The 20,094-nt window shown below is 45.6% G+C and carries 12 protein-coding genes and 2 pseudogenes; 6 read left to right on the forward strand and 8 right to left on the reverse strand.

Annotated features, from left to right (window positions below):
• Positions 1-2: 2 nt before the first annotated feature.
• Positions 3-1,802 carry an adenylate/guanylate cyclase domain-containing protein gene (locus CH367_RS05960; RefSeq protein ID WP_100762065.1) on the reverse strand — a complete coding sequence of 600 codons (1,800 nt, stop codon included), beginning with the start codon at positions 1,800-1,802 and terminating at the stop codon, positions 3-5.
• A 284-nt stretch (positions 1,803-2,086) separates the two neighbouring features.
• A complete protein-coding gene (ispG, locus tag CH367_RS05965) occupies positions 2,087-4,075 on the reverse strand; it encodes a (E)-4-hydroxy-3-methylbut-2-enyl-diphosphate synthase (RefSeq protein ID WP_100761581.1) in 1,989 nt (662 codons plus the stop codon).
• A 257-nt stretch (positions 4,076-4,332) separates the two neighbouring features.
• Between ispG and CH367_RS05975 the strand changes: the two genes are divergently transcribed.
• The 6 genes from CH367_RS05975 to mdoH all read left to right on the forward strand — a co-directional run bounded on the left by CH367_RS05975 (position 4,333) and on the right by mdoH (position 15,273).
• Positions 4,333-4,566: a hypothetical protein gene (locus CH367_RS05975; RefSeq protein ID WP_040913407.1), complete on the forward strand. Its 234-nt coding sequence runs from the start codon at positions 4,333-4,335 to the stop codon at positions 4,564-4,566.
• Between the two features lie 131 nt (positions 4,567-4,697).
• Positions 4,698-6,005 carry a hypothetical protein gene (locus CH367_RS05980; protein ID WP_100761583.1) on the forward strand — a complete coding sequence of 436 codons (1,308 nt, stop codon included), beginning with the start codon at positions 4,698-4,700 and terminating at the stop codon, positions 6,003-6,005.
• Between the two features lie 355 nt (positions 6,006-6,360).
• A complete protein-coding gene (gltB, locus tag CH367_RS05990) occupies positions 6,361-10,860 on the forward strand; it encodes a glutamate synthase large subunit (RefSeq protein ID WP_100761584.1) in 4,500 nt (1,499 codons plus the stop codon).
• A 225-nt stretch (positions 10,861-11,085) separates the two neighbouring features.
• Positions 11,086-12,690: an OpgD/OpgG family glucan biosynthesis protein gene (locus tag CH367_RS05995; protein WP_100761585.1), complete on the forward strand. Its 1,605-nt coding sequence runs from the start codon at positions 11,086-11,088 to the stop codon at positions 12,688-12,690.
• 1 nt (position 12,691) lies between these two features.
• Positions 12,692-13,111, forward strand: coding sequence for a hypothetical protein (locus CH367_RS06000; protein ID WP_100761586.1), 420 nt, complete (start codon positions 12,692-12,694; stop codon positions 13,109-13,111).
• A complete protein-coding gene (mdoH, locus tag CH367_RS06005; protein WP_100761587.1) occupies positions 13,108-15,273 on the forward strand; it encodes a glucans biosynthesis glucosyltransferase MdoH in 2,166 nt (721 codons plus the stop codon). Before CH367_RS06000 ends, mdoH begins: the two co-directional genes overlap by 4 nt.
• Here the strand turns inward: mdoH and CH367_RS06010 are convergent.
• The 6 genes and pseudogenes from CH367_RS06010 to CH367_RS21145 all read right to left on the reverse strand — a co-directional run.
• Positions 15,270-15,830 (reverse strand): DUF1564 domain-containing protein, encoded by a 561-nt coding sequence (locus tag CH367_RS06010; protein WP_100761588.1) that lies wholly within the window; start codon positions 15,828-15,830, stop codon positions 15,270-15,272. The genes mdoH and CH367_RS06010 overlap by 4 nt on opposite strands.
• 127 nt (positions 15,831-15,957) lie before the next feature.
• Complete coding sequence (locus CH367_RS06015; protein WP_100761589.1) at positions 15,958-17,082, reverse strand: sugar kinase; 1,125 nt, start codon at positions 17,080-17,082, stop codon at positions 15,958-15,960.
• Positions 17,079-17,951 carry a TrmH family RNA methyltransferase gene (locus CH367_RS06020; RefSeq protein WP_100762066.1) on the reverse strand — a complete coding sequence of 291 codons (873 nt, stop codon included), beginning with the start codon at positions 17,949-17,951 and terminating at the stop codon, positions 17,079-17,081. The genes CH367_RS06015 and CH367_RS06020 overlap by 4 nt, the downstream gene beginning before the upstream one ends.
• Positions 17,918-18,802 carry a class I SAM-dependent methyltransferase gene (locus CH367_RS06025; protein WP_100761590.1) on the reverse strand — a complete coding sequence of 295 codons (885 nt, stop codon included), beginning with the start codon at positions 18,800-18,802 and terminating at the stop codon, positions 17,918-17,920. Before CH367_RS06025 ends, CH367_RS06020 begins: the two co-directional genes overlap by 34 nt.
• Positions 18,780-19,451 (reverse strand): annotated as a pseudogene (locus CH367_RS21140) (class I SAM-dependent methyltransferase); the annotation flags it as partial. The gene CH367_RS06025 and the pseudogene CH367_RS21140, both read right to left, overlap by 23 nt.
• A gap of 86 nt (positions 19,452-19,537) precedes the next feature.
• A pseudogene (locus CH367_RS21145) lies at positions 19,538-20,081 on the reverse strand (SAM-dependent methyltransferase); the annotation flags it as partial.
• Positions 20,082-20,094 lie beyond the last annotated feature (13 nt).

The following is a 20,094-nucleotide window of genomic DNA, read 5'->3' on the forward strand; positions in this document are numbered from 1 at the left end:
CGTTATTTAGACCCGCCCGGTTTGAATTCCATTCCGATTTGTTTTCGAAGTTCCTTCAGATTTTTTGGACAATTCTTATCCTTTGTATGGCCTAAAACCGCGTAGATGGTTTGCAGGGATTGTTTTCCCTTTACCTTGATGGGTTTTAGTTTTTCCAAATTGAAGATACCTTTTACTTTTTCGTAAGAGTTTCCGGTAATGAGAATATCCGCTCCGAATACTTTTGTCAAAGATTCCACTCTGGAAGCGAGGTTCACGGTATCTCCGATGACCGTGTATTCCAATCTGTCTTCGGAACCGATTTGGCCCGCGATGACTTGTCCGGTATTGATCCCGATTCCGATAAAAATTTTCGGTTTTTTATCGGTTCCTCTTCCTTTGTTGAATTGAAGAAGGCTCTTTCGCATATCGAGCGCGGCGTTGATCGCTTTTTCGGTGTCGAAATCGGTATGTCCCAATTCTCCCCAAACCGCCATGATCGCGTCTCCGATGTATTTGTTGACGCTTCCGCCGTTTGCGTTGATACACTTGACCATCGCGGTAAAGTATTGATTTAAGAATTCTACAACTAGTTCCGGTTCGATCTTTTCGGAGATGGAGGTGAAGTTACGGATGTCCGAAAAGAGAATCACACATTCTCTTTTGTCTCCTCCGAGTTTGACCTCTCCCTTGAGAACCATTTCGGCGATGTCCTTGTTTACGAACTTTCCGAATGCGTCCTTCATCTTGTCTCGATCCGAAAGTCCTTTACCCATTTCCACGAAAGACGCGGTGAGTTTTCCGATTTCGTCTCCGGACTCGGGTTCGAGGGTGAGTTGAAAATTTCCCTGTTCGATTTCTTTCGATGCGTCCACGAGTTTGAGAATCGGTCTGGTCAATCTTCTCGAATAAAAGAATACGAATAGAATGGAAACGTTCACCACGACGAACATCAGATAGATGTTTCTTTTTTGAATGTTATAAACTTCTTCGAAGGCTTTCTTTTCGGACGTGCTCGAGATCACTCCGAGTCCGGCGTATCCGATTCTTCTAAAAGAACCGAGATAGAATTGATTGTCCTTTCCCTTGTAACGGGTTTGTCCGTTGCTGATGGAACTTTCCAATAAATTTTTAACGATCGGATCGTCCGATAGGTTTGTCGGCTGGAGAATCAATTTCGGATCCGAATGTGCGATCAGTTTTCCGTCCTGGCCCACGAGAAAAAATTGAGTGATCCCGGACGTTTTAAAAGAATCTAATATAGAATCCATTCTCACGAGAGAAACCACAACCGCGGAGTTCACCCCGTCTCCGATCACGACGGAAAGATAAAGAACCGGTCTTTGAAAATCGGGTGAAACGTTGAAGACCAATGGTTTTCCGATCTGAGCTTTTTTTTGTCCGTTTAAATATTTACGAACGATTTTGTCCGCGTCTTCCGCGTTGGTTTTGAAATCTTTGAGAGTGGAGTCGCTCGCGATCCGTTTTACTCCGACGTAGTCGGGTCCTTCTTTTCTGAAAATCTTCAGATAAAAAATATCCTCTTCGTTTTGGAGGATATCGTTCGATTCTTCCGTGCCGGCTACGGATCTTGCGAGAAGCAAAGAACGTTTTGTTAAGGATGCGATATCCGAACGCACTTTCTGACTGATCACGTCGGTCAGTTTCAAGTTGTTTTCCTTGATTCTTACCTCGTTGTCCGATTTGAAAAAGTACGTGGCGAGAGCGATGATCACTCCCAGAGAAACGAGAATGATGAACGAAATGATCACCATCAGTTTTTGGCGGATATTCCAGTTGTACAAATTGAGAAATGAATTCATAACGTTTCCGTTCGGCTTGTATCCGATAAAAGAGTCTATGTCATTCTGAATAATCCACAAAACAACACTATTTTGCGGATTCTCTTAAAATGATCGGATTCCGGGGTTCCAGAATCCAGTAAAATAACTATTTATACTTAGGTCTCTACTCTATAAAAATATCGGAAGTGGATTAAAGAACGGAATGGGCCTCGGTGGATTTGATAGGTTGGACTATGAGACGGGAGAAAAGCGAAATTTATTCCCGGGAATGAAATACAATTCCTCGGGAACGTCATTCGTGCTTAAGCGTTCGATTCTTGCCAGAGTCCGTTCTCTTTGATGAGTTCCACGAGTTTTTCGTCCGCGATTTCGCTCGGTACGTTTTTCATCACGATTTCCTTTCCTCGGTAGAGATGCACCTTTCCAGGACCCGCGCCGACGTAACCGAAATCCGCGTCCGCCATTTCCCCCGGTCCGTTTACGATACAACCCATCACGGCGATCTTAACCCCTTTGAGATGTCCCGTTCTGGATTTGATTCTCGCTGTGGTTTCCTGAAGATCGAAAAGGGTTCGTCCGCAGGAAGGACAGGAAATATATTCCGTCTTCGTTAAACGAAGTCTTGTGCCTTGCAAAAGATCGTAAGAAAGTTGAAACGTTTCCTCGATATCTTCGAGCGACGGAGTTTGAATTCGGATCAAGTCCCCGATCCCGTCGATCAGAAGTCCGCCGATTCCGATCGCAGAATCATACAAGGCCTCTTCCTGATTTTGAAAAGATCCGTGAAGAAGAATCGGGAATTCGTAACGGCTCAGAATGGTTGCGAGTTTTCTATAATCGTAAAGTATTTCCCTCGTATCGATGGAGAATAGAACGTTTTTGATTCCACTTTCGGCTAACGTTTCCGGCAGACCCTTAAGGGATTCTATCTTGTCTCCGCTCGTATGAATTTCGCTGTACAACCCCGCGTTTTGTCTTTCCTTCAGATAGGCCAACATCTTTTCGCCGTCTTGGAATTGTAAAAACGGATCGAATACAACTTTCGGAAATCGTTTCAATTCTTTCTGAAGTTTTTCGTTGAGAGAAATGTTCTTCGCGAGAAAAAGTCCGACCGGAATGGACAACGCGTTCGCGGCTTCGGAAATTTCCTCGAGTTGATCTGGTTGGGGAGAATCGACCAGAATACTTTCCGGTTCGATCGACAGGGCTTTTCCGTATTGATAGAGTTTTGCTACGTTCGCAAGAAACGAGTTTGTGTTTTCAAACGGAAGAATCGTTTCGACTCGAACCGGATGACTGTCTCCCGCTTCGAAGTTTCCAATTTTGATTTCGCTACTGTAAAATCTTTCATACGAAAACGGGTTTCTAAATTCGGAATATCCTTTCGCTTTTTCTAAGTCCGGTCTTCTCGAGTTGAACTTGTCCGCGAGAAGTTTCGCAACGGGAACTTCCAACACGGGATCTTCGGTGAGAGAAACTCGGATCGTATTACCGAGTCCGTCCTCCAACAAGGAACCGATTCCGATCGCGGATTTGATTCTTCCGTCTTTTCCGTCTCCCGCTTCGGTAACTCCCAAGTGAAGCGGATAATCCATCTTGAGTTCTCCGAATCTCGCGGCGAGCATCCGATACGCCTGAACCATAACCTGAGGATTCGAGGCTTTCATGCTTACAATAATATCATAATATCCTAAACTTTCCGCGATGGCGATAAACTCGATTGCGGATTCCACCATTCCCTGAGGTGTGTCTCCGTAACGGTTCATGATTCTGTCGGAAAGGGAACCGTGATTGGTTCCGATTCTCATCGCAACTCCAAGTTCCTTACAGCGCAGAACGAGAGGGGAGAATACTTCCGAAATTCTTCCCAGTTCGTCGTCGTATTCCGAGTCCGTATAATCGCGCACCGCGAATTTTTTCTTATCCGCAAAGTTGCCCGGATTGATTCTTACCTTTTCCACATACTCGACCGCTTTCATCGCGACGCTCGGAGTAAAATGAATGTCCGCGACAAGCGGAACCTTACTTCCCGCTTTTTTGAGTTCTTGTCGAATCGAAGGAAGATTGTCCGCGTCCGCTTGAGAGGGAACGGTAAGTCTTACGATTTCACAACCGGCGCGTTCCAGTTCGAGAATTTGTTTTACCGATCCTTGTGTGTCGGTCGTATCGCTGTTGATCATGGACTGGATGACGATCGGATTGTCGCCTCCCACTTTTACGTCCCCGACTTTGACTTCTCTGGTTTTTCTTCTTTTATAACCGAACGGCGTGTGATTGTATCTAAAATTCATTTCGTTCCAGAATTCCGGTCAAAAACCGGGTTCCCTCATTTCTTAAGACAGTTTTGCGGGGATTTATCGCCCCGTCATTCTCGTTTTTCCCGCGATTCCGCGCGTATTTTTCGTCTCGGAGGATTTGATTCCGGGTCCCTCGGCTCCGATAGTACAAACACATCTTTGGAAATAAATTGATTATGGATTTTCCTTCTTTAAAACCCGCCGAGACCTACAAGATTCGGGTTACGGTCGCCATTTACAGGGGCAATATTCTGTCTTATAAGAACGACGTCATCATTCCTTCCGAATACTTTCGCAGGACAGAGGCGAGGGCGCATATTCAGAAAGAAGTTTCGGAACGGCTTTTGCATTCTAACTTTTTTCGTTCTCCAAGACCCGACTACGATCTGGTTCGTTATACGGAAGAGGCGACCTGCAATACCTTTTTGCGTTATCGGATTCTTTCTTTGAAATCGGGCGAGAGTCTGATTAAGGAAAGAATCTAAGTCTTTATCCGGTCCTTTGATTGTTCGAAAATTCTTGAATTCCTGAAAACGAGGCGAAAACTGACCAATCAAACGAACCGGATCGCAAAATTCGTGTTCGTTTCCGCGGACCTAAAGCCGCGATCGATCGTATGTCCGGAAACGATAAGAAAATCATAGAACAGAATTCCCACGGCGAGTTCGAACTCACCGCTTACGGAGAATTTCTCAGTTATTTTCATACCCATATTCAATTGTTCAACGGCTTGATCAGCGGTAAAAAAATTTCTCCCACCGATCAGGAAGCTCTCAAACAGAAATTACGTTCTTATATCGTAAACAATATCCAAAAGACCGAACAATTCTTCGATCATCTTCCTAAGTTTGCTGAATATCTGGGAATGTCCCAGTCCGATCTTTCCTCGTTCATGACGAAGAACTTCATGAACACACACGCGGGGATTAAAAACAAACTCATCGAGCAGGAAAAAACGAACGCCGGAAAACCGAGAAAGAAAAAGTATTCCCGCATTTCGGAAGAGATCGTGGATACGATCGGTACTATAGTCGCTCCGGGAAAACGATTCATCGGTATGGAAGGTTACGTGGTCTTAAGGGACGACGCGACCGGAAAAGATTTGGAACCGTCCCTCTCTTCATTCGGAGAACCTCCTAAGCCTGGAGAAGAAAGCGCGGTTCGCAAACCCGCTCCGCCTCCGGTTCCGTTGAAGAAGGCTCCCGAAAAATTGATTCTTACGGAACTCGTGGAAAAATTCGGTTCCGAGTTTTCGGGTTCTGCACTCGTTCTTCAAAAAGAGGAACTTGAAGAGGACGACGTCGCGAGCAACGTTTCCGTCGGCGGCAACGAAGAATTGTTAACCGAAGTGGAGGATCTTCAGTTCGGTGGATTCGACGAACCTTCTTTTTCGGATGAGGAAGAAGAACCGATCGTTCCTTCCGAACCTCCCGTGATCATTCCGTTTTCCAAATATATGGAAAGTGTAAACCGAGTCAGACAGTTTCAAAAAGACGGACAACCGGACGCATATAAAAAATGGGTGATGACACTTCCACCGGAACTCAGTGCGTTGATGCAACTTCATTCTTACGTGTTGAAGGAAATGAAAAACGAACCCGTGGATTGGAACTCGATCGTGTCTTCGATTTCTTCGAGAATCGGTTTGAAGGATACGAGACTTTGGAAGGTTTTGGATCTGACTCGAACCTTCGCAGAACTCAGGGCCGGATTGGAAAGAGCCTTTGTCGCATCCAAGACCGCGGGACCCGGAATGGAAGAGCTCGTAAAAAAAGCGTGGCCTCATATCTTGAAAATTTTCGAAGAGTATCCGGACACTTCTTTGTTGCGTCAAAAATTGGATCAACTTTTCACTCGCATTCCGGATGCGACTCAGAGGAAAAAACTTTCCGATCTTTTTCTTCCCGTTCTTCAGAAGTTATAAATCAAGTTAGAATTGCTTAAAGATAAGGCAGTTTGTACCCATCTTCGGGAAACTCTCGCTTCTTTTGAAATGATTTCAGTCTAATTAAAGTGATCTAAAATTTTTAGATCTGGAGATGGATTTGAAACTGTGTTATATTCGGAAACGAGAGGGAAGAATGGTCTGAGATTTTTATCATCCGCTTTGTATCGTGGAACGATTCGTATTTCAATCCTATCTTTTAAAAGAATGTTTTCAATTTACGCAACTGTCAATTTACTGGCCGTAGCTGGGGAATTTTGCTGAAATTTCAGCCATAGGCGCGCCCGACGCCCGTTGTTAACCAGGGAATTTGTATCATGAGGGATCTCGGCAAATGAATGATGTAAAAGAACAATTGCAACTTCAAAATTATCTAGAGGAAAACGGTCTTTATGAAAAGTCGTTCGAACATGATAACTGTGGAGTAGGATTTGTTGCTTCCTTTCAGGGAGAGAACAGTCACAGAATCGTATCTATGGGACTCAAGGCAGTCGCTTGCCTTACGCATAGAGGAGCCGTGGACGCAGATATGGTGACCGGAGACGGCGCCGGTATCATGATTCAGATTCCTAAGAAGTTGTTCGCAACTTACATCGAAGAGATGGGTCATAGAAGACCGAACGAAGATTCGATCGGCGTCGGAATGATTTTTCTTCCGAGAGAAGATATCGATAAACAGGACATGTGTCGCAGTCTCGTTGAGTCCGCGCTCATGGAATTCAACTTTAAACTTTATGCATGGAGATACGTTCCCGTAAATCCGGAAGTTCTCGGACCGAAGGCGAATCAATCCAGACCTCAGATCGAACAGGTTCTCATCGGCAAACCGGAAGGAATGTCCAACGAGGACTTCGAAACGAAGTTATTCTTAATACAGAAAAAATTGATGAGAGACGCGGATCGTCTTTCATTGGCGGGAGATCTTTATATCTGTTCTCTTTCTTCGGAAAGAATCGTGTTCAAAGGTCTCTTCAACGGAAATCAAGTTTCCCAGTTTTACGAAGACTTAAACTCGGAAAATATGGTTTCTCCGTATTGTATCTTTCACCAAAGATATTCCACGAACACTTTCCCTTCTTGGGCTTTGGCGCAACCGTTTAGAATTCTCGCGCACAACGGAGAAATCAATACGATCGTCGGAAACAGGATTTGGATGCTTGCGCGCGAGGAAGAACTCGAGTGCAAAAAATGGGGAGAATATCAAAAAGAAATTCATCCGATCATCCGTCCTCACATGAGCGACTCTGCAAGTTTGGATAACGCGATGGAAGCGATCGTTCGTTCCGGAAAGGACGTTCTTCAGGCAAAGGCGATGCTCGTTCCGAACGCTTGGTCCAAAAACCTCACGATGTCGGAAGAGTTGAAAAGCTTTTACGAATATAATAATACTCTTATAGAGCCTTGGGACGGACCTGCCGCTCTCGCGTTTGCGGAAGGCGACTGGATCGGAGGGGCTCTTGATAGAAACGGACTTCGTCCGGCGCGTTATGCGGTCACCGAAGACGGTCTTTTGATCATGGGTTCCGAAGCGGGACTCGTTCAGGTAGACGAGGAAGTCGTAACCAAAAAAGGACGCCTCGGACCCGGCGAAATGATCGGGATCAACTTAAAAGAGAAAAAACTATATCACAACGAAGATATCAATTCTCTTTTCGAAAAGAAATACGATTACAGAGAATGGTCCAAAGAGAACGTTTCGTATCTCAATCAGGATCTGGATTCTTCTATGAACGAGACGATCACCTACAAAGGCGACGATCTCAGAAGAAGACAGGTGTTGTTCGCGTATTCTCCGTTTAAACAAAAATCGGTGATCAAACCGCAGGCGGGTCAGGGTAAGGAAGCGATCAGTTCCATGGGAGACGATACTCCTCTGTCGATTCTGATGCTTTCTCGAATCGGTCTTTACACGTATTTCCGTCAGAGATTCGCGCAGGTAACCAATCCCCCGATCGACTATATCCGTGAAAAAGGTGTGACCTCTCTTTACACTCGTCTTGTCAAAAAGATGAACCTGTTCGGGGACGAAAAACCTCAGAACTGTTTGGTTCTTTCTCATCCATATCTCACCAATCTGGATCTGAAAAGAATCCGCGAGATGGACGGGAAACCTTATAAAATTCTTACGTTAGATGCAACCTTCGAGGCGCATATCGAGGCTGAGGAGAATGTAAACCGCAACTATCTCGAAAAATCTCTCGACGCGCTTCTCGAACAGGCTCTACAAGCGGCTAAGAGCGGAACCAACATTCTCGTTCTTTCCGATAAGAAACTTTCGAAAGAAAGAGCTCCGATCCCGATGGAACTTGCGGTCGCGGCGGTTCACAATCATTTGATCCGCAACAAAACCCGTTCCGCGGTATCTATCCTTGTGGAAACCGGTTCTGCATTCGAAATTCATAATGTGGCTGTGTTGCTCGGTTACGGAGCTTCCGGCGTAAACAGTTATCTGATCTGGGACACGTTATTCGATCTTTGGGAAAAGGGAGAATTCGACGCGGAAGAAAGCGCGGCTCGCCCCGAATTCCACAAGATTTGTGAGAACTACCGTTACGGCGTGGACGACGGACTTTTGAAAATCATGTCCAAGATGGGAATTTCCATTCTTTCCTCGTATGTGGGCGGACAGGTTTTCGAAGCGATCGGTCTTTCCAGAACTCTTGTTTCCAAGTATTTCCCGGGAACGTATTCCAGAATTTCCGGAATCGGAATCGGTGGAATCGAGCAGAACATTCTTAGAAACCACGAACAAGCATTTTACAAAGAACTCAATCCGGACGATTTCGTTTCCGAGAAGGACGATCAACCGCACCGTTGGTCTCCGAGAGTCGTTAAATTCTTACGTAAGGCCGCGGTCGACAACGACTACGAAGCTTTTAAAGAAGCGACAAAAATTCTCAAAGAAAGCGATCCGATCAACATCCGCGACTTGTTCGACTTCGTAGCAAGAAAACCGATCCCGGTCGAAGAGGTGGAAACCGTTACCGAAATTCAAAAACGTTTCCTCACCCCGGGTATGTCTCACGGTGCGCTTTCCATCGAAGCGCATACGGATCTTGCGATCGCCATGAACCGGTTAGGCGCTAAGTCTTCTTCCGGCGAGGGTGGAGAGAATCCTTCCCGTTACGTCGTGAACGAAAAAGGGGATCTCGCGAATTCTTCCATCAAGCAGATCGCTTCGGGAAGATTCGGAGTTACTTCCGAGTATTTGAACTCGGCGACCGAAATCGAAATCAAAATCGCACAAGGCGCAAAACCCGGAGAAGGCGGTCAGCTTCCCGGTAAGAAGAACAACGAGGAGATTGCGACGAATCGTCACACTCCACAGGGAATCGATTTGATTTCTCCTCCGCCTCACCACGATATTTATTCGATCGAGGATTTATCACAGCTCATCTACGACTTGAAGATGGCCAATCACAAGGCGCAAGTTTCGGTGAAGCTTGTTTCCGAAGCCGGAGTGGGAACGATCGCGGCCGGTGTTGCAAAAGCGAACGCGGATGTGATTCTCATTTCCGGTCACGTGGGTGGAACCGGAGCGGCTCCGATCACATCGATCAAGTATGCGGGTTCTCCTTGGGAACTCGGTCTTTCCGAAACACATCAAGTTTTAGTAATGAACGGACTCCGTGATCGTGTGGTTTTAAGAACGGACGGCGGTATCGTATCCGGAAGAGACGTGATCATTGCGGCTTGTCTCGGCGCCGAAGAATACGGCGTGGGAACCGCTTCGCTTGTCGCACTCGGTTGTATCATGGCGAGAAAATGCCACTTGAACAACTGTCCGACGGGAATCGCGACTCAGGATATCAAGTTCCGCGCAAAATACAAAGGATCCCCAGATCAACTCGTGAATCTATTCACTTGCCTCGCATTGGAAGTGAGAGAATATCTCGCGGAACTTGGATTCCGCTCCATCGATGAAATCATCGGAAGAACCGATCTATTGAAACAGATCACACGTTACGAGAAAGATCGTTTGGATTCGCTCGATCTCAATCCGATTCTGGTTCGTCTGCCTTTGTTCTACGATCCTACGAAACAGAAAAAAGACAGATCGATCCGTAAGGAACCGATCGGAGAAGTATTGGACGATCGTATCATCAAGGACGCGGAAAAAGCTCTCGAAGGAAAATCTTCTATGGCTCTTTCTTATCTTGTCCGCAATACGAACCGAACCGTGGGTGCGAAGATCTCCGGTTTGATCGCAAGAAAATACGGATCCAAAGGTCTGCCGGGAAAACTCGAAATCATTCTGGAAGGAACCGCAGGACAATCCTTAGGAGCATGGCTCGTGAAAGGAGTTCAAGTGACTCTGCACGGTGATGCGAACGACTACGTCGGAAAGGGTCTTTGCGGCGGTGTGATCGTGATCAAAAAACATCGTAAGTCCAAACTCAAGGCTTATGAAAACACGATCATCGGAAACACTTGTCTCTACGGCGCGACATCCGGAAAACTTTTCTGTTCCGGAAGAGCGGGAGAACGTTTCGGAGTTCGTAACTCGGGAGCGGAAGCCGTTGTCGGCGGAGCGGGAGATCACTTCCTTGAATACATGACCAGCGGAACCATCGTTTGTCTCGGAAGCGTGGGTAAAAATATGGGCGCGGGAATGACCGGCGGTAGCGCGTATTTCTTCCAAAAGGGATGGGACATTCAACCTCTTCTCAACAAGGAATACGTAAAAACCGTGGACTTGGAAAACGGAGACTACGAGGTCATCAAAAATCTGATCTCCGAACACTCTAAGTTGACCGGTTCCGATTTATCCGAAGGAATCTTAAAGGATTTCGACGGAAACAAGAATTATTTCGTGAAGGTGGTTCCGAAATAATCTCTTCGAAGGAATGAACGAATTCTTTTCTTGGAGGGTCTTACAAGGGTTAGGCGATCCAAGGGAAGAATTTTCGCCCTTTTGATTTTTGAGAAAGAGTCTTCTCATTGAAGAATTTTCTAGGAGACGTCCGGCGCCGCGCGTTTTAACGTTCGATGTCGGCTAACGTAGGGATTGTGGCCGAGTTGCGATGCGCGGCGTCGGCCTTCGATCCGGAAAAATACAATGTTAAGAATACACATAGCCCTCGCTTTTTTTGCCACGATCCTCCTCTTTGCGGTCGCAAACCGACAGCAGAAAAAAGAAACAGAAATCGATTTTAAATTTCCCGATACGGAAGAATCCGTGGTTCTCGATCCAGTATCCGGCGTTCAGATTCCGGTTACGAGATTCTCCTTCGACGATCTAAAAAAAAGGGCCAGAAGTATGGCTCATGGACGTTATGTGAAACCGCAGTTCGTATCGACTCGGTTTTTGCAGGGTTTGAGCTGGGATCAATATAAGAACATCCGCTTTCGCCCCGAGTCTTCGCTTTGGAAAAAAGAAGGAAACCCGTTTCAGATACAGTTCTTTCATCCCGGACATTTGTACAATACGAACGTGACGTTAAACGAAGTCCGCTCCGACTTTTCGAGATCGATTCCTTACGACGAATCCTATTTCGATCTGACGAACTTGAAAGTGCAGGGAGAAATTCCCGCAGATCTGGGCTACTCAGGATTTAAGATTCACTATCCATTGAACACGCCGGAACATACGGACGAGTTCACCGTGTTTCAAGGCGCGAGTTATTATAGAATGGTTTCCAAAAAACAAGTCTACGGTTTGTCCGCGCGCGGGATCGCGATCAATACGGGAATGCCTTATCCCGAGGACTTTCCGGGATTCACACATTTTTGGATCGTTCATCCGGATAAAACGGATTCGACCATTTTCGTCTATGCGCTGTTAGACGGAAAGACCGCGACGGGTGCGTATGAATTTCAAATCTCACCGGGAAAGGTATCTTCCGTGCATGTGAACGCAGAAGTGACTTTGCGAACTAAGGTGGATCGTTTCGGAATCGCTCCATTGACTTCGATGTATTGGTACTCGGAAACGAAAGGAATTCCAGAAGGACAGATATATCCCGAGTCACACGATTCAGACGGGTTGATGATCGAAACTGGAAAAGGGGATTGGGTCTGGAGACCCTTGGACAATCCGAAACGAGTTACGATCCATTCTTTTCAAGACGAGAATCCAAGGGCTTTCGGGTTGATACAAAGAGATCGAAACTTTGCGAGTTATCAGGACAATTCGATGAAGTATCATCTTCGTCCTTCCGCTTGGGTGGAACCGGAAGGAAACTGGGGAAAGGGAAGCGTACAACTTTTACAGATTCCCACGGTCCGCGATTCGGACGATAATATCGGAGCGTTTTGGGTTCCGGCTTCGTTTCCGGCTCCTCTTCAACCGTATGAATTCGCTTACACCATCCGCTGGTTAAACGAAGATCCTTTGCCGGATGAACTCGCAAAAACCGTTTCGACGAGAATCGCGCCCGTGCCCGGAGAATCCGATATGCGAGTTTTTTACGTCGATTTTTCCGGCGAAAAGTTGAAGGCCCTCGACGCGTTTACTTATCTGCAGGCGTCGATCGATACGGGGGAGAATTCAGAATTAACGGATTATAATATTCAAAAAATTGAAGAGACCGGGGTATGGAGACTTACATTCCGAGTCGTTCAAAAGAATAAAAACAAACCGACGGAACTCAAAGCCGTTTTGAAAAAAAATCAGGAAGACCTGAGCGAGATCTGGACGTTCACTCTTGAATCCACGATTTGAATTGAATTCCCGATTTCGGGAACATCGGGAAGAACTTTCCCGGGTTTATACGAAGATAAAATTGTATTGTATCGCGTCCGGGATTTCCGATCCGATCGAATTGCATTCGAGACTCGATGAATTTTTAATTTCCATTGAAAGGGAAATTCTCCCCGTTGTTAAAAAGGAAAAACGTAACTTGGAAAAGGAAGCGATGCGTTTGTTCTTGAGTTCAGGAATTTTGAATTCCGATCCGAAAGATTCTAATACGTCTGCGCTTCCCGCGATAGAGCCATCGAGTATGATTCCGAACCCGGTCGACTTCGGGCCCTTGGGAGAATTAGCGGAGCCCAAGGAAAAACTGGAACCCGTAGCGGTCGTCTTGTCCGTTCTTTTTTGGGGAAGCGTGTATTCATTCTTATTGTACGGGCTGTTGCGGTGAACGTTTTCGAAAAAACGGGGCATTCGATCGATTCGAAAACCGTAAGCTATCGAAGATTGACATTCGGCGGATTGGTTTTCTTTTTCGTAATCATCGGAGTTTTTTTAGAGGTTCAATTCTTATCCTTTCAATCGATCAGTCCTTTTGAATGGGCGACTTTGATTTTGTTCTGTATTTTGTTTCCGATCATCTCGTTCGGAGCGGCCACGGCGCTGATTGGATTTTTCCAAAAGCTCAGGGGAGGCGATCCTCTTCGTATTTCTAGAATATTAGAAAAACAGGATATTCTTGAGAATGAATTCCCGCCCGTGGCCGTGGTCATGCCGATTCATTGCGAGGACGTCGCGAGGATTTTCGCCGGGGTCGAGTTGATGATGGATCAAATCTCCCAAAGCGGTCTCGCGCAAAACACCGATTTTTTTATACTGTCCGATACCTCCGATCCGAATCTTTGGGCCTTGGAGGAAAAGGCGTTCTCGATTCTAAGCCGAAAACCTTCCAACAAGGGTAGAATCTACTACCGCAAACGAAGAGTAAATTTGAATAAGAAGTCCGGTAATATCGCGGACTTCTGCAGAAGATGGGGCAAACGATACAAATACATGATCATCCTGGATGCAGACAGCATCGTCACGGGAGAATGTATGAAAAATTTAATATTTCTAATGGAGAAAGCCCCGAACGCGGGGATCATTCAAACCGTTCCCGAGGTGATCGAGGCTAAGTCGGTCTTTCAAAAACTTTCCGCGTTCGGGGCGTGGGTCGGAAATTCCGTGTTCGGAGCGGGTTCCTATTTTTGGCAATTGCGTTCGGGACCGTTTTGGGGGCACAACGCGATCATTCGATTACAGCCGTTTATGAAATATTGCGGACTCCCGGGATTACCCGGAGAAAGCGCAATCGGCGGAAAGATCTTGAGTCACGATACGATCGAAGCCGCCTTGTTCAGAAAGGCAGGATACGGGGTTTGGTTTGCGACGGATTTAAAGGGATCGTATGAAGAAGCTCCGCCTAACATTCTTGAGGCGCTCAAACGGGACAACCGTTGGTGTCAGGGAAATCTACAGCACTTCTGGTTTTTGTTCGGGGGCAAGTTGCGATTTTCGAGCAGGCTTCAGATTCTTCTCGGAATTTTTTCGTATTTTAGTTCTCCGCTTTGGGCCTTACTTTTGATTTCCTCCTCTCTGACTACGATCGAGGACGTGGACTTTTTTAGATTGGCGCTTTTACCCGAGGATTGGATCGCATTCCGCGACGATCTTTATCTTCCGGTTGCATATACATTACAAGGTTATACTTTACTCATATTGTTTTTACCGAGAATCCTTTCCTTTTTGGAAGTTTCCTTTTTTCGCAGGAAAGAATGGGGATCTTCTTTCCTTTCCTGGATCGTTTCGTTCTTTTTGGAATTTCTACATTCCGTTTTGATTGCGCCGGTATATATGGTTCAATATACGAGATTCATTCTTCTTACATTCTTGAATCGTAAAATAGAATGGGGTCCTCAAAATAGGAATGCGTCTTCCGGGCCGGATTCGAGAGCGTTGGCGCTCACGATTTTGCCTGCTTCGTTTTACGGTTTAGGAATCGGCACTTGGATGTTTGCAACGTATCCGATTCTATTCTTTTGGTTTTTACCTTTGTTGGTCGGTTGGATTTTTGGGTATCCGATCGCATTATTAACTTCTTATTTTCCTAAAAGTAAAAAAGGTTCTTTCGGAGTTCTGTCCAATCCGCCCGAGTTAAGGGAGAATCGTCTCTTGGAAACTTTACGTTCTTTTGAAGTCGAGTATTCTCGGCTCATAGGAAATTCAGAAAATCGAAGGGGGATTTTTCTTTGTATCGTCGATCCTTCCTTGAATGAATTTCATCTTTCCAGGCTGAGAAAGCGAAGATCGGAATCTCCGGTTCGAAAAAATTATCTGAAGAATCTAACCGTCAAACTTAAAAGCGAAGGTCCCTCTTCGTTTAAGAATCAGGAATTGCTGAGAATTCTATGGGATTATGATTGTATGGCCGATTTGCATTCTTGGTTTTGGACCGAGGACGTGAGAGAGCTTTCTTCCTGGTGGAAAAATTCTTTCGCGGATTATAAACGCGGTGTTTTGTTAAGCGAAGCGGATTCGGTTGTTGCTGAGGCTTCAGTTTTCGTCGAAATTTAGGAATCGTACCAATCTCGATAATCCAACATATAGAATGTGTCGTGCGGTTTGCATTGTAATCTCCTTACGATGCTGTTATTTAGAAGATCGAGTTCCAGGATGTATTTGTAGTTCTCGTGAAATGTAGGACCTCCTTCATTCATAACGCGATCGATAGAATTCCCGACTCCCGATGCTTCCAACAACAAAAGATAATTAAAAAGAAAACAACGAGAAACCCCATGCACGTGCGCGAGCGTGCCGAACAAAGCCCAGCTTCCTGTGCTCAGCCGAACGCTAATCTTTTTCATTTTTTCTTTTCCCGGACTTGGCTGATATAAAGTCTTACCGGCCTTAGTTCCCAATCGTTTTGTCGTCGAAAGAAATTTGGAATATCTCCTCAACAACGAAGGAATCTTTTTTGCAAGTCTCCGCCTTTCCAGATCGGAATATCCAAGCAAAGTTTGCTCGGGAACGAGAAGTGTAACAACGTGGCTCTTCCTTTCCTGAAGAAAAGATCGAATCTCATGATTCGAATGTAATAAATAATAAAACGCCCATACAAGGAACGGTTTCAAAGAACGACTGCGCCGAGCGCCGCCGAGGCAGTTTCATAATCTTTTTTCAAAAAAAGAGCGGTTCTAAAATTAAAAAATTCTAAGAAGAGGAAATGCGAAAATATAAAAGCGAGCGAACCGCGGCGGTCTAAACCAACTTCAAAAAAACGGCCACGGCGTGTTTAACGTCTTCTCGGCCATCTTTTTCAAACAAGGGAGAAGGATTTCCTTTCCAAGAATTCGCCGTCCGAATCGAAGAATCAAAACGAAACGAAAACAAATCCTCGTTGGAAATATGAGCGGATGGAATTTCTTCCCTTAAACTGTTATGAAGATACGGAACTTCCGGAAAGTCGCCCCGATCCGTGTAAAGGACGAGAGTTTTCGAATAAACGGCTTCACTCAAAATACCGTAACCCGGTTTTGTAATCACAAAATCGCAGGCGGTCAAAAGATCGGGATAGTGAACATTAGAAAGTTTTAAAATACCGTTTCTTTGTTTTTTGGGAATCTGCATCAGATCGAAATCAGTTCCCGAAAGAACGATCGTATAACGATCCGAATCGAATTCTTCCCAATGAAAGTGAGAGGTTTCCACCCCGTAAGCGCCGAAAGAAAATAGAAGATGAACCTTTTCATCCGAAAAGCCGAAGTGATCTTTCGCGGCCTTTTTACTCAGATGAGGTCTTCGACCGACCAGGCCGATTTGTTTTTGTTCCGCGAGAGAATGCGCGGGACAAGCAAAAGGAAGAATCAACCCGAACGTCGCGTGATAGTATTCTTCGAACAAAGTCCTTGAAGCCTGTTCGAACACGGAAGATTCCTTAATATAACCGGAATAAATGAAATCCCAGGTGAAATTGCCCACAAAAAGGGAAGGGACCTTGATCTTATCCGCGACCATAAACGGAAGAGAGGCCGAATCGGAAATGATCAGATCGGTTTCAAAATCTAGGCAGGATTCAATTTCTGAAATTTGAATATACGATTTTTCTAAATTAAATTTTTCCAGGTTTTCTTCGGTGGCGCGAATATCGATCGACAACGAATCCCTTTGGACCATACCCACGTCCACGACCTTTTTGCGTATGTGGAGACGTTTTACGTTCTTGGAATCGTCTTCACCGAGGGATAGAGTGGATAAGAATTCTTCCCGAACCGTGACAAGATCGACTTCCAAATCGGGAAAACTACGTAGCAGATAAAGAATGATCTCCATCGATCGACTGATATGACCGAATCCGTGACCGCTGACGTAATACGTGATTTTCATTTCTGAATCGAGCCGTGCCCTTGACGAATCACTTCATACATGACGATTCCCGCCGACATAGCGAGATTCAAAGAATCGGCTTCTCCAAACATCGGAAGGGATAGGTATTCGTCGGAATGACTTCTCGCGTAGGGTGAAAGGCCGTATTGTTCCGAGCCAAACACCAACGCGATTTTACCTTTTAGGTCGCCGTCGAAATAAAGTTTTTTAGCCTCCGGTGTTACGGCTAACGTTCTATAATTGTTTTTCTTGAGAATGTCGTAGATAGCGGCGGTTTCCCCGAGATACACGTCGAGAGTGAACAACGCACCGGTGGACGCTCTGATCACGTTCGGATTGAATAGATCCAAACGCGGATCGGCAACGAGAACGGTGTGAAAACCGGCGCCTTCGGAGGTTCGAAGAATCGTTCCCAGGTTTCCCGGTTTTTCCACACCCTCGATCATAAGAATCGGTTTAGAATTTTTGAATGTAGTGGATTCTTTTTGAAAAGTGTCCAAGTCGGTCGCAAAAAATTGTGCGGTCGCTATCAAACCGTCCGGTCGATCCCGATAAGAAATCTTTTCGAAAACTTTTTTCGGAACGCGAATGTTCTTCGCCCCGATGGAACGAATGAGAGAAAATTCGTTCTCTCCCAAAAAACATTCGGGAGAATAAAGCAGATTCTGAAACCGAACCTTGCCGGACTTTTGCGCCCTTAGAATTTCACGATAACCCTCTATAAAAAAAAGTCCCGAGGATTCCCTGTGTTTTTTTTCCTTAAGGTTGGAAATGTTCTTCAACTTCTCGTTCGAGAAGCTGGTGATTTCCAAAAACGCAATGTCCTTTTCCTCGTTCAAAGCGAAAGTCTCTCCGATACATAGATACAGTTCGATCCTGCGGGGTAAAGTCTTCCGCTTTCTTCGGGAATGGAAAGTTCTCCCAAATGAAAACGTCCTTTGTTGCGGATTCTTCCTTCCAAAATTCTTTGCAGAGCCAAAGGGCTGAATCCGGTGGAATGACAGGTCAAAACGATAAAGTCGGGTTTGTTGTCGCAGAGTTGCATCAATAGATCCATCAGTTCCGGAAGATCCTTTTCTATCTTGAAAACTTCTCCGCTGGCTCCTCTTCCGAATGTTGGCGGATCGAGAATAAAACCTCGATAGTCTTTTCCTCGTTTGATTTCGCGTTTTAAAAATTTCAAAACGTCCTCGACCATCCATCGAACTTTCTTGTCCGCGAGTCCCGATGCGGTTGCGTTGTCCCGGGCCCAGTCTACCATTCCTTTGGAGGAATCCAAATGACAAGCGGAGGCTCCGCCGTCCAAAACGGCGAGTGTGGAAATTCCGGAATAGGCGAAAAGATTCAAAACCTCTTCCTCTTTTTTGAGCCCGGAGGAAAGTTTCTGGATTTTTTTCCAATTCTCAAGTTGTTCCGCGAAAATCCCGAGATGGCCGAACGGAGTAAACTTGATTTTAATAGAATATTCTAATATTTGAATATAAAATTCTTCGTCCACTTTTTTGTTCCAAGTCCAGGCGCCTCCACCTTTGTCGGAGCGGACGTATTCTCCATGGACGTTTTTCCAGAGATTCGGTTTTGTGGCGGGCCAAGCGGAAACGGGGGATGGACGTATGATTGTATAAGGTCCGATTTGTTCGAGTTTTCGAAAGTCCCCGGAGTCGATCAATACGTAAGATCCGTCGAGACTCGGGGCTTCAGTTTTTTTTACAGTTTTCATAGATATGTACCTTAAAATAATTTCCTTCGGGAAAATTCTTTCTCACGGGATGATCGGCTTCCGGTTTCAAACTCGTAAAATATTCGAAGGTGATTCCCTTCGTTTTTAGAATATTCTTTGCAAGCGTTTCCAATTCTTCGGAAGCGATTCTTCCCGAACAAGAACAAAGAATGATCGTTCCCGATTCTTTCAACGATTCGAGTGCGTTTGCGAACAGATATGAATAGGATTTGAGTGCGTTCTTTTTGGATTTCGCATCCGGAGTAAGATTCGGCGGATCGATTACGATCAGTCCGAACGTTTTGTCTTTAAGGACCTCTTCCAATTCTTGAAAGAGATTCTTTTGAACGAATCTATGTTTGCATTTTGTTTCGTCTTTTCGAATGCTCAGTACTCTTTGAAAAGAATCGAGAACTTCCTTCGATCCGTCGACGGATAAAACCGAATTTGCGCCGGCCTCATCCATACAAATCGAGGTCAGCCCCGTATGTGAAAATAAATGAAGACAATCTCGGCCGGCGCTCAGCTCCTTTTTTTCCAATAGAAATCTACGAAGATTCCTCAGGTCCAAAAAGATTCCTCCCTTTTGTCCGGGGAGTTCCACGGGAAATCGGATCTTTCCGAGTCGGATCGTCTCTCTGATTTTTACCGCCGAACGGTTCGGTGTGTTCGAAGGGGGCTCCGTCTGCGTTGTATGTTCCGTCCGCTCGCTTCGCTCGCGGCCGCCAGACTGAATTTCCCCTCTCCAAAGCCGCACGCCGCGTAGGCCGTTCGTATCGTTTTCCGCGACCTTATCTTCTCCGGTTTTTTCGGGAGGATCGAACAAAATTCGTTTCGGTTGCGGTTCTTCTAATTTAGAATTTTTGCATATATCATAGAGATTCCATACGAGCCATCTTCCGTATGCGAGCAAGGACGAAGAATAAATTCGGACAACCCAGGTTTGTGAGATTCGATCGACGGTGATACCCGGAAAAAAATCGTTTTCTCCGTGTAGAATTCGATACGCGTTCGTTTCTGCGCGCAAAGCGGCCCTTCGTTTGAGAGCGGAGACCAAATTCTCCCTTATTTTTTCTTTGGAAAAGAAAGGCGCAAGCTGAATCACTCGGATTCGAACAAGGCCCGTGCTCGAATAAATTCCCGTGGCTACGGGTTCGTTTTCTGTCGAGACAAGATTCAACCACTGACCGTTTGAGAACGTCGAAGTTGCGGTGGAAAGATTTCCGCTAAAGATCCAGGGATGTTTACGTTGGATGGAAAGTTCGCTCTTCCGGTTCAGTTGATATCTACGG

The organism is Leptospira barantonii (genome assembly GCF_002811925.1).
GTDB lineage: Bacteria > Spirochaetota > Leptospiria > Leptospirales > Leptospiraceae > Leptospira > Leptospira barantonii.

Bases quoted from the DNA above. Each gene is read 5' to 3' on its own strand.
- CH367_RS05960 (WP_100762065.1), bottom strand. From the start codon at position 1,802: ATGAATTCATTTCTCAATTTGTACAACTGGAATATCCGCCAAAAACTG.
- ispG (WP_100761581.1), bottom strand. From the start codon at position 4,075: ATGAATTTTAGATACAATCACACGCCGTTCGGTTATAAAAGAAGAAAA.
- CH367_RS05980 (WP_100761583.1), top strand. From the start codon at position 4,698: ATGTCCGGAAACGATAAGAAAATCATAGAACAGAATTCCCACGGCGAG.
- gltB (WP_100761584.1), top strand. From the start codon at position 6,361: ATGAATGATGTAAAAGAACAATTGCAACTTCAAAATTATCTAGAGGAA.
- CH367_RS05995 (WP_100761585.1), top strand. From the start codon at position 11,086: ATGTTAAGAATACACATAGCCCTCGCTTTTTTTGCCACGATCCTCCTC.
- CH367_RS06015 (WP_100761589.1), bottom strand. From the start codon at position 17,082: ATGAAAATCACGTATTACGTCAGCGGTCACGGATTCGGTCATATCAGT.
- CH367_RS06025 (WP_100761590.1), bottom strand. From the start codon at position 18,802: ATGAAAACTGTAAAAAAAACTGAAGCCCCGAGTCTCGACGGATCTTAC.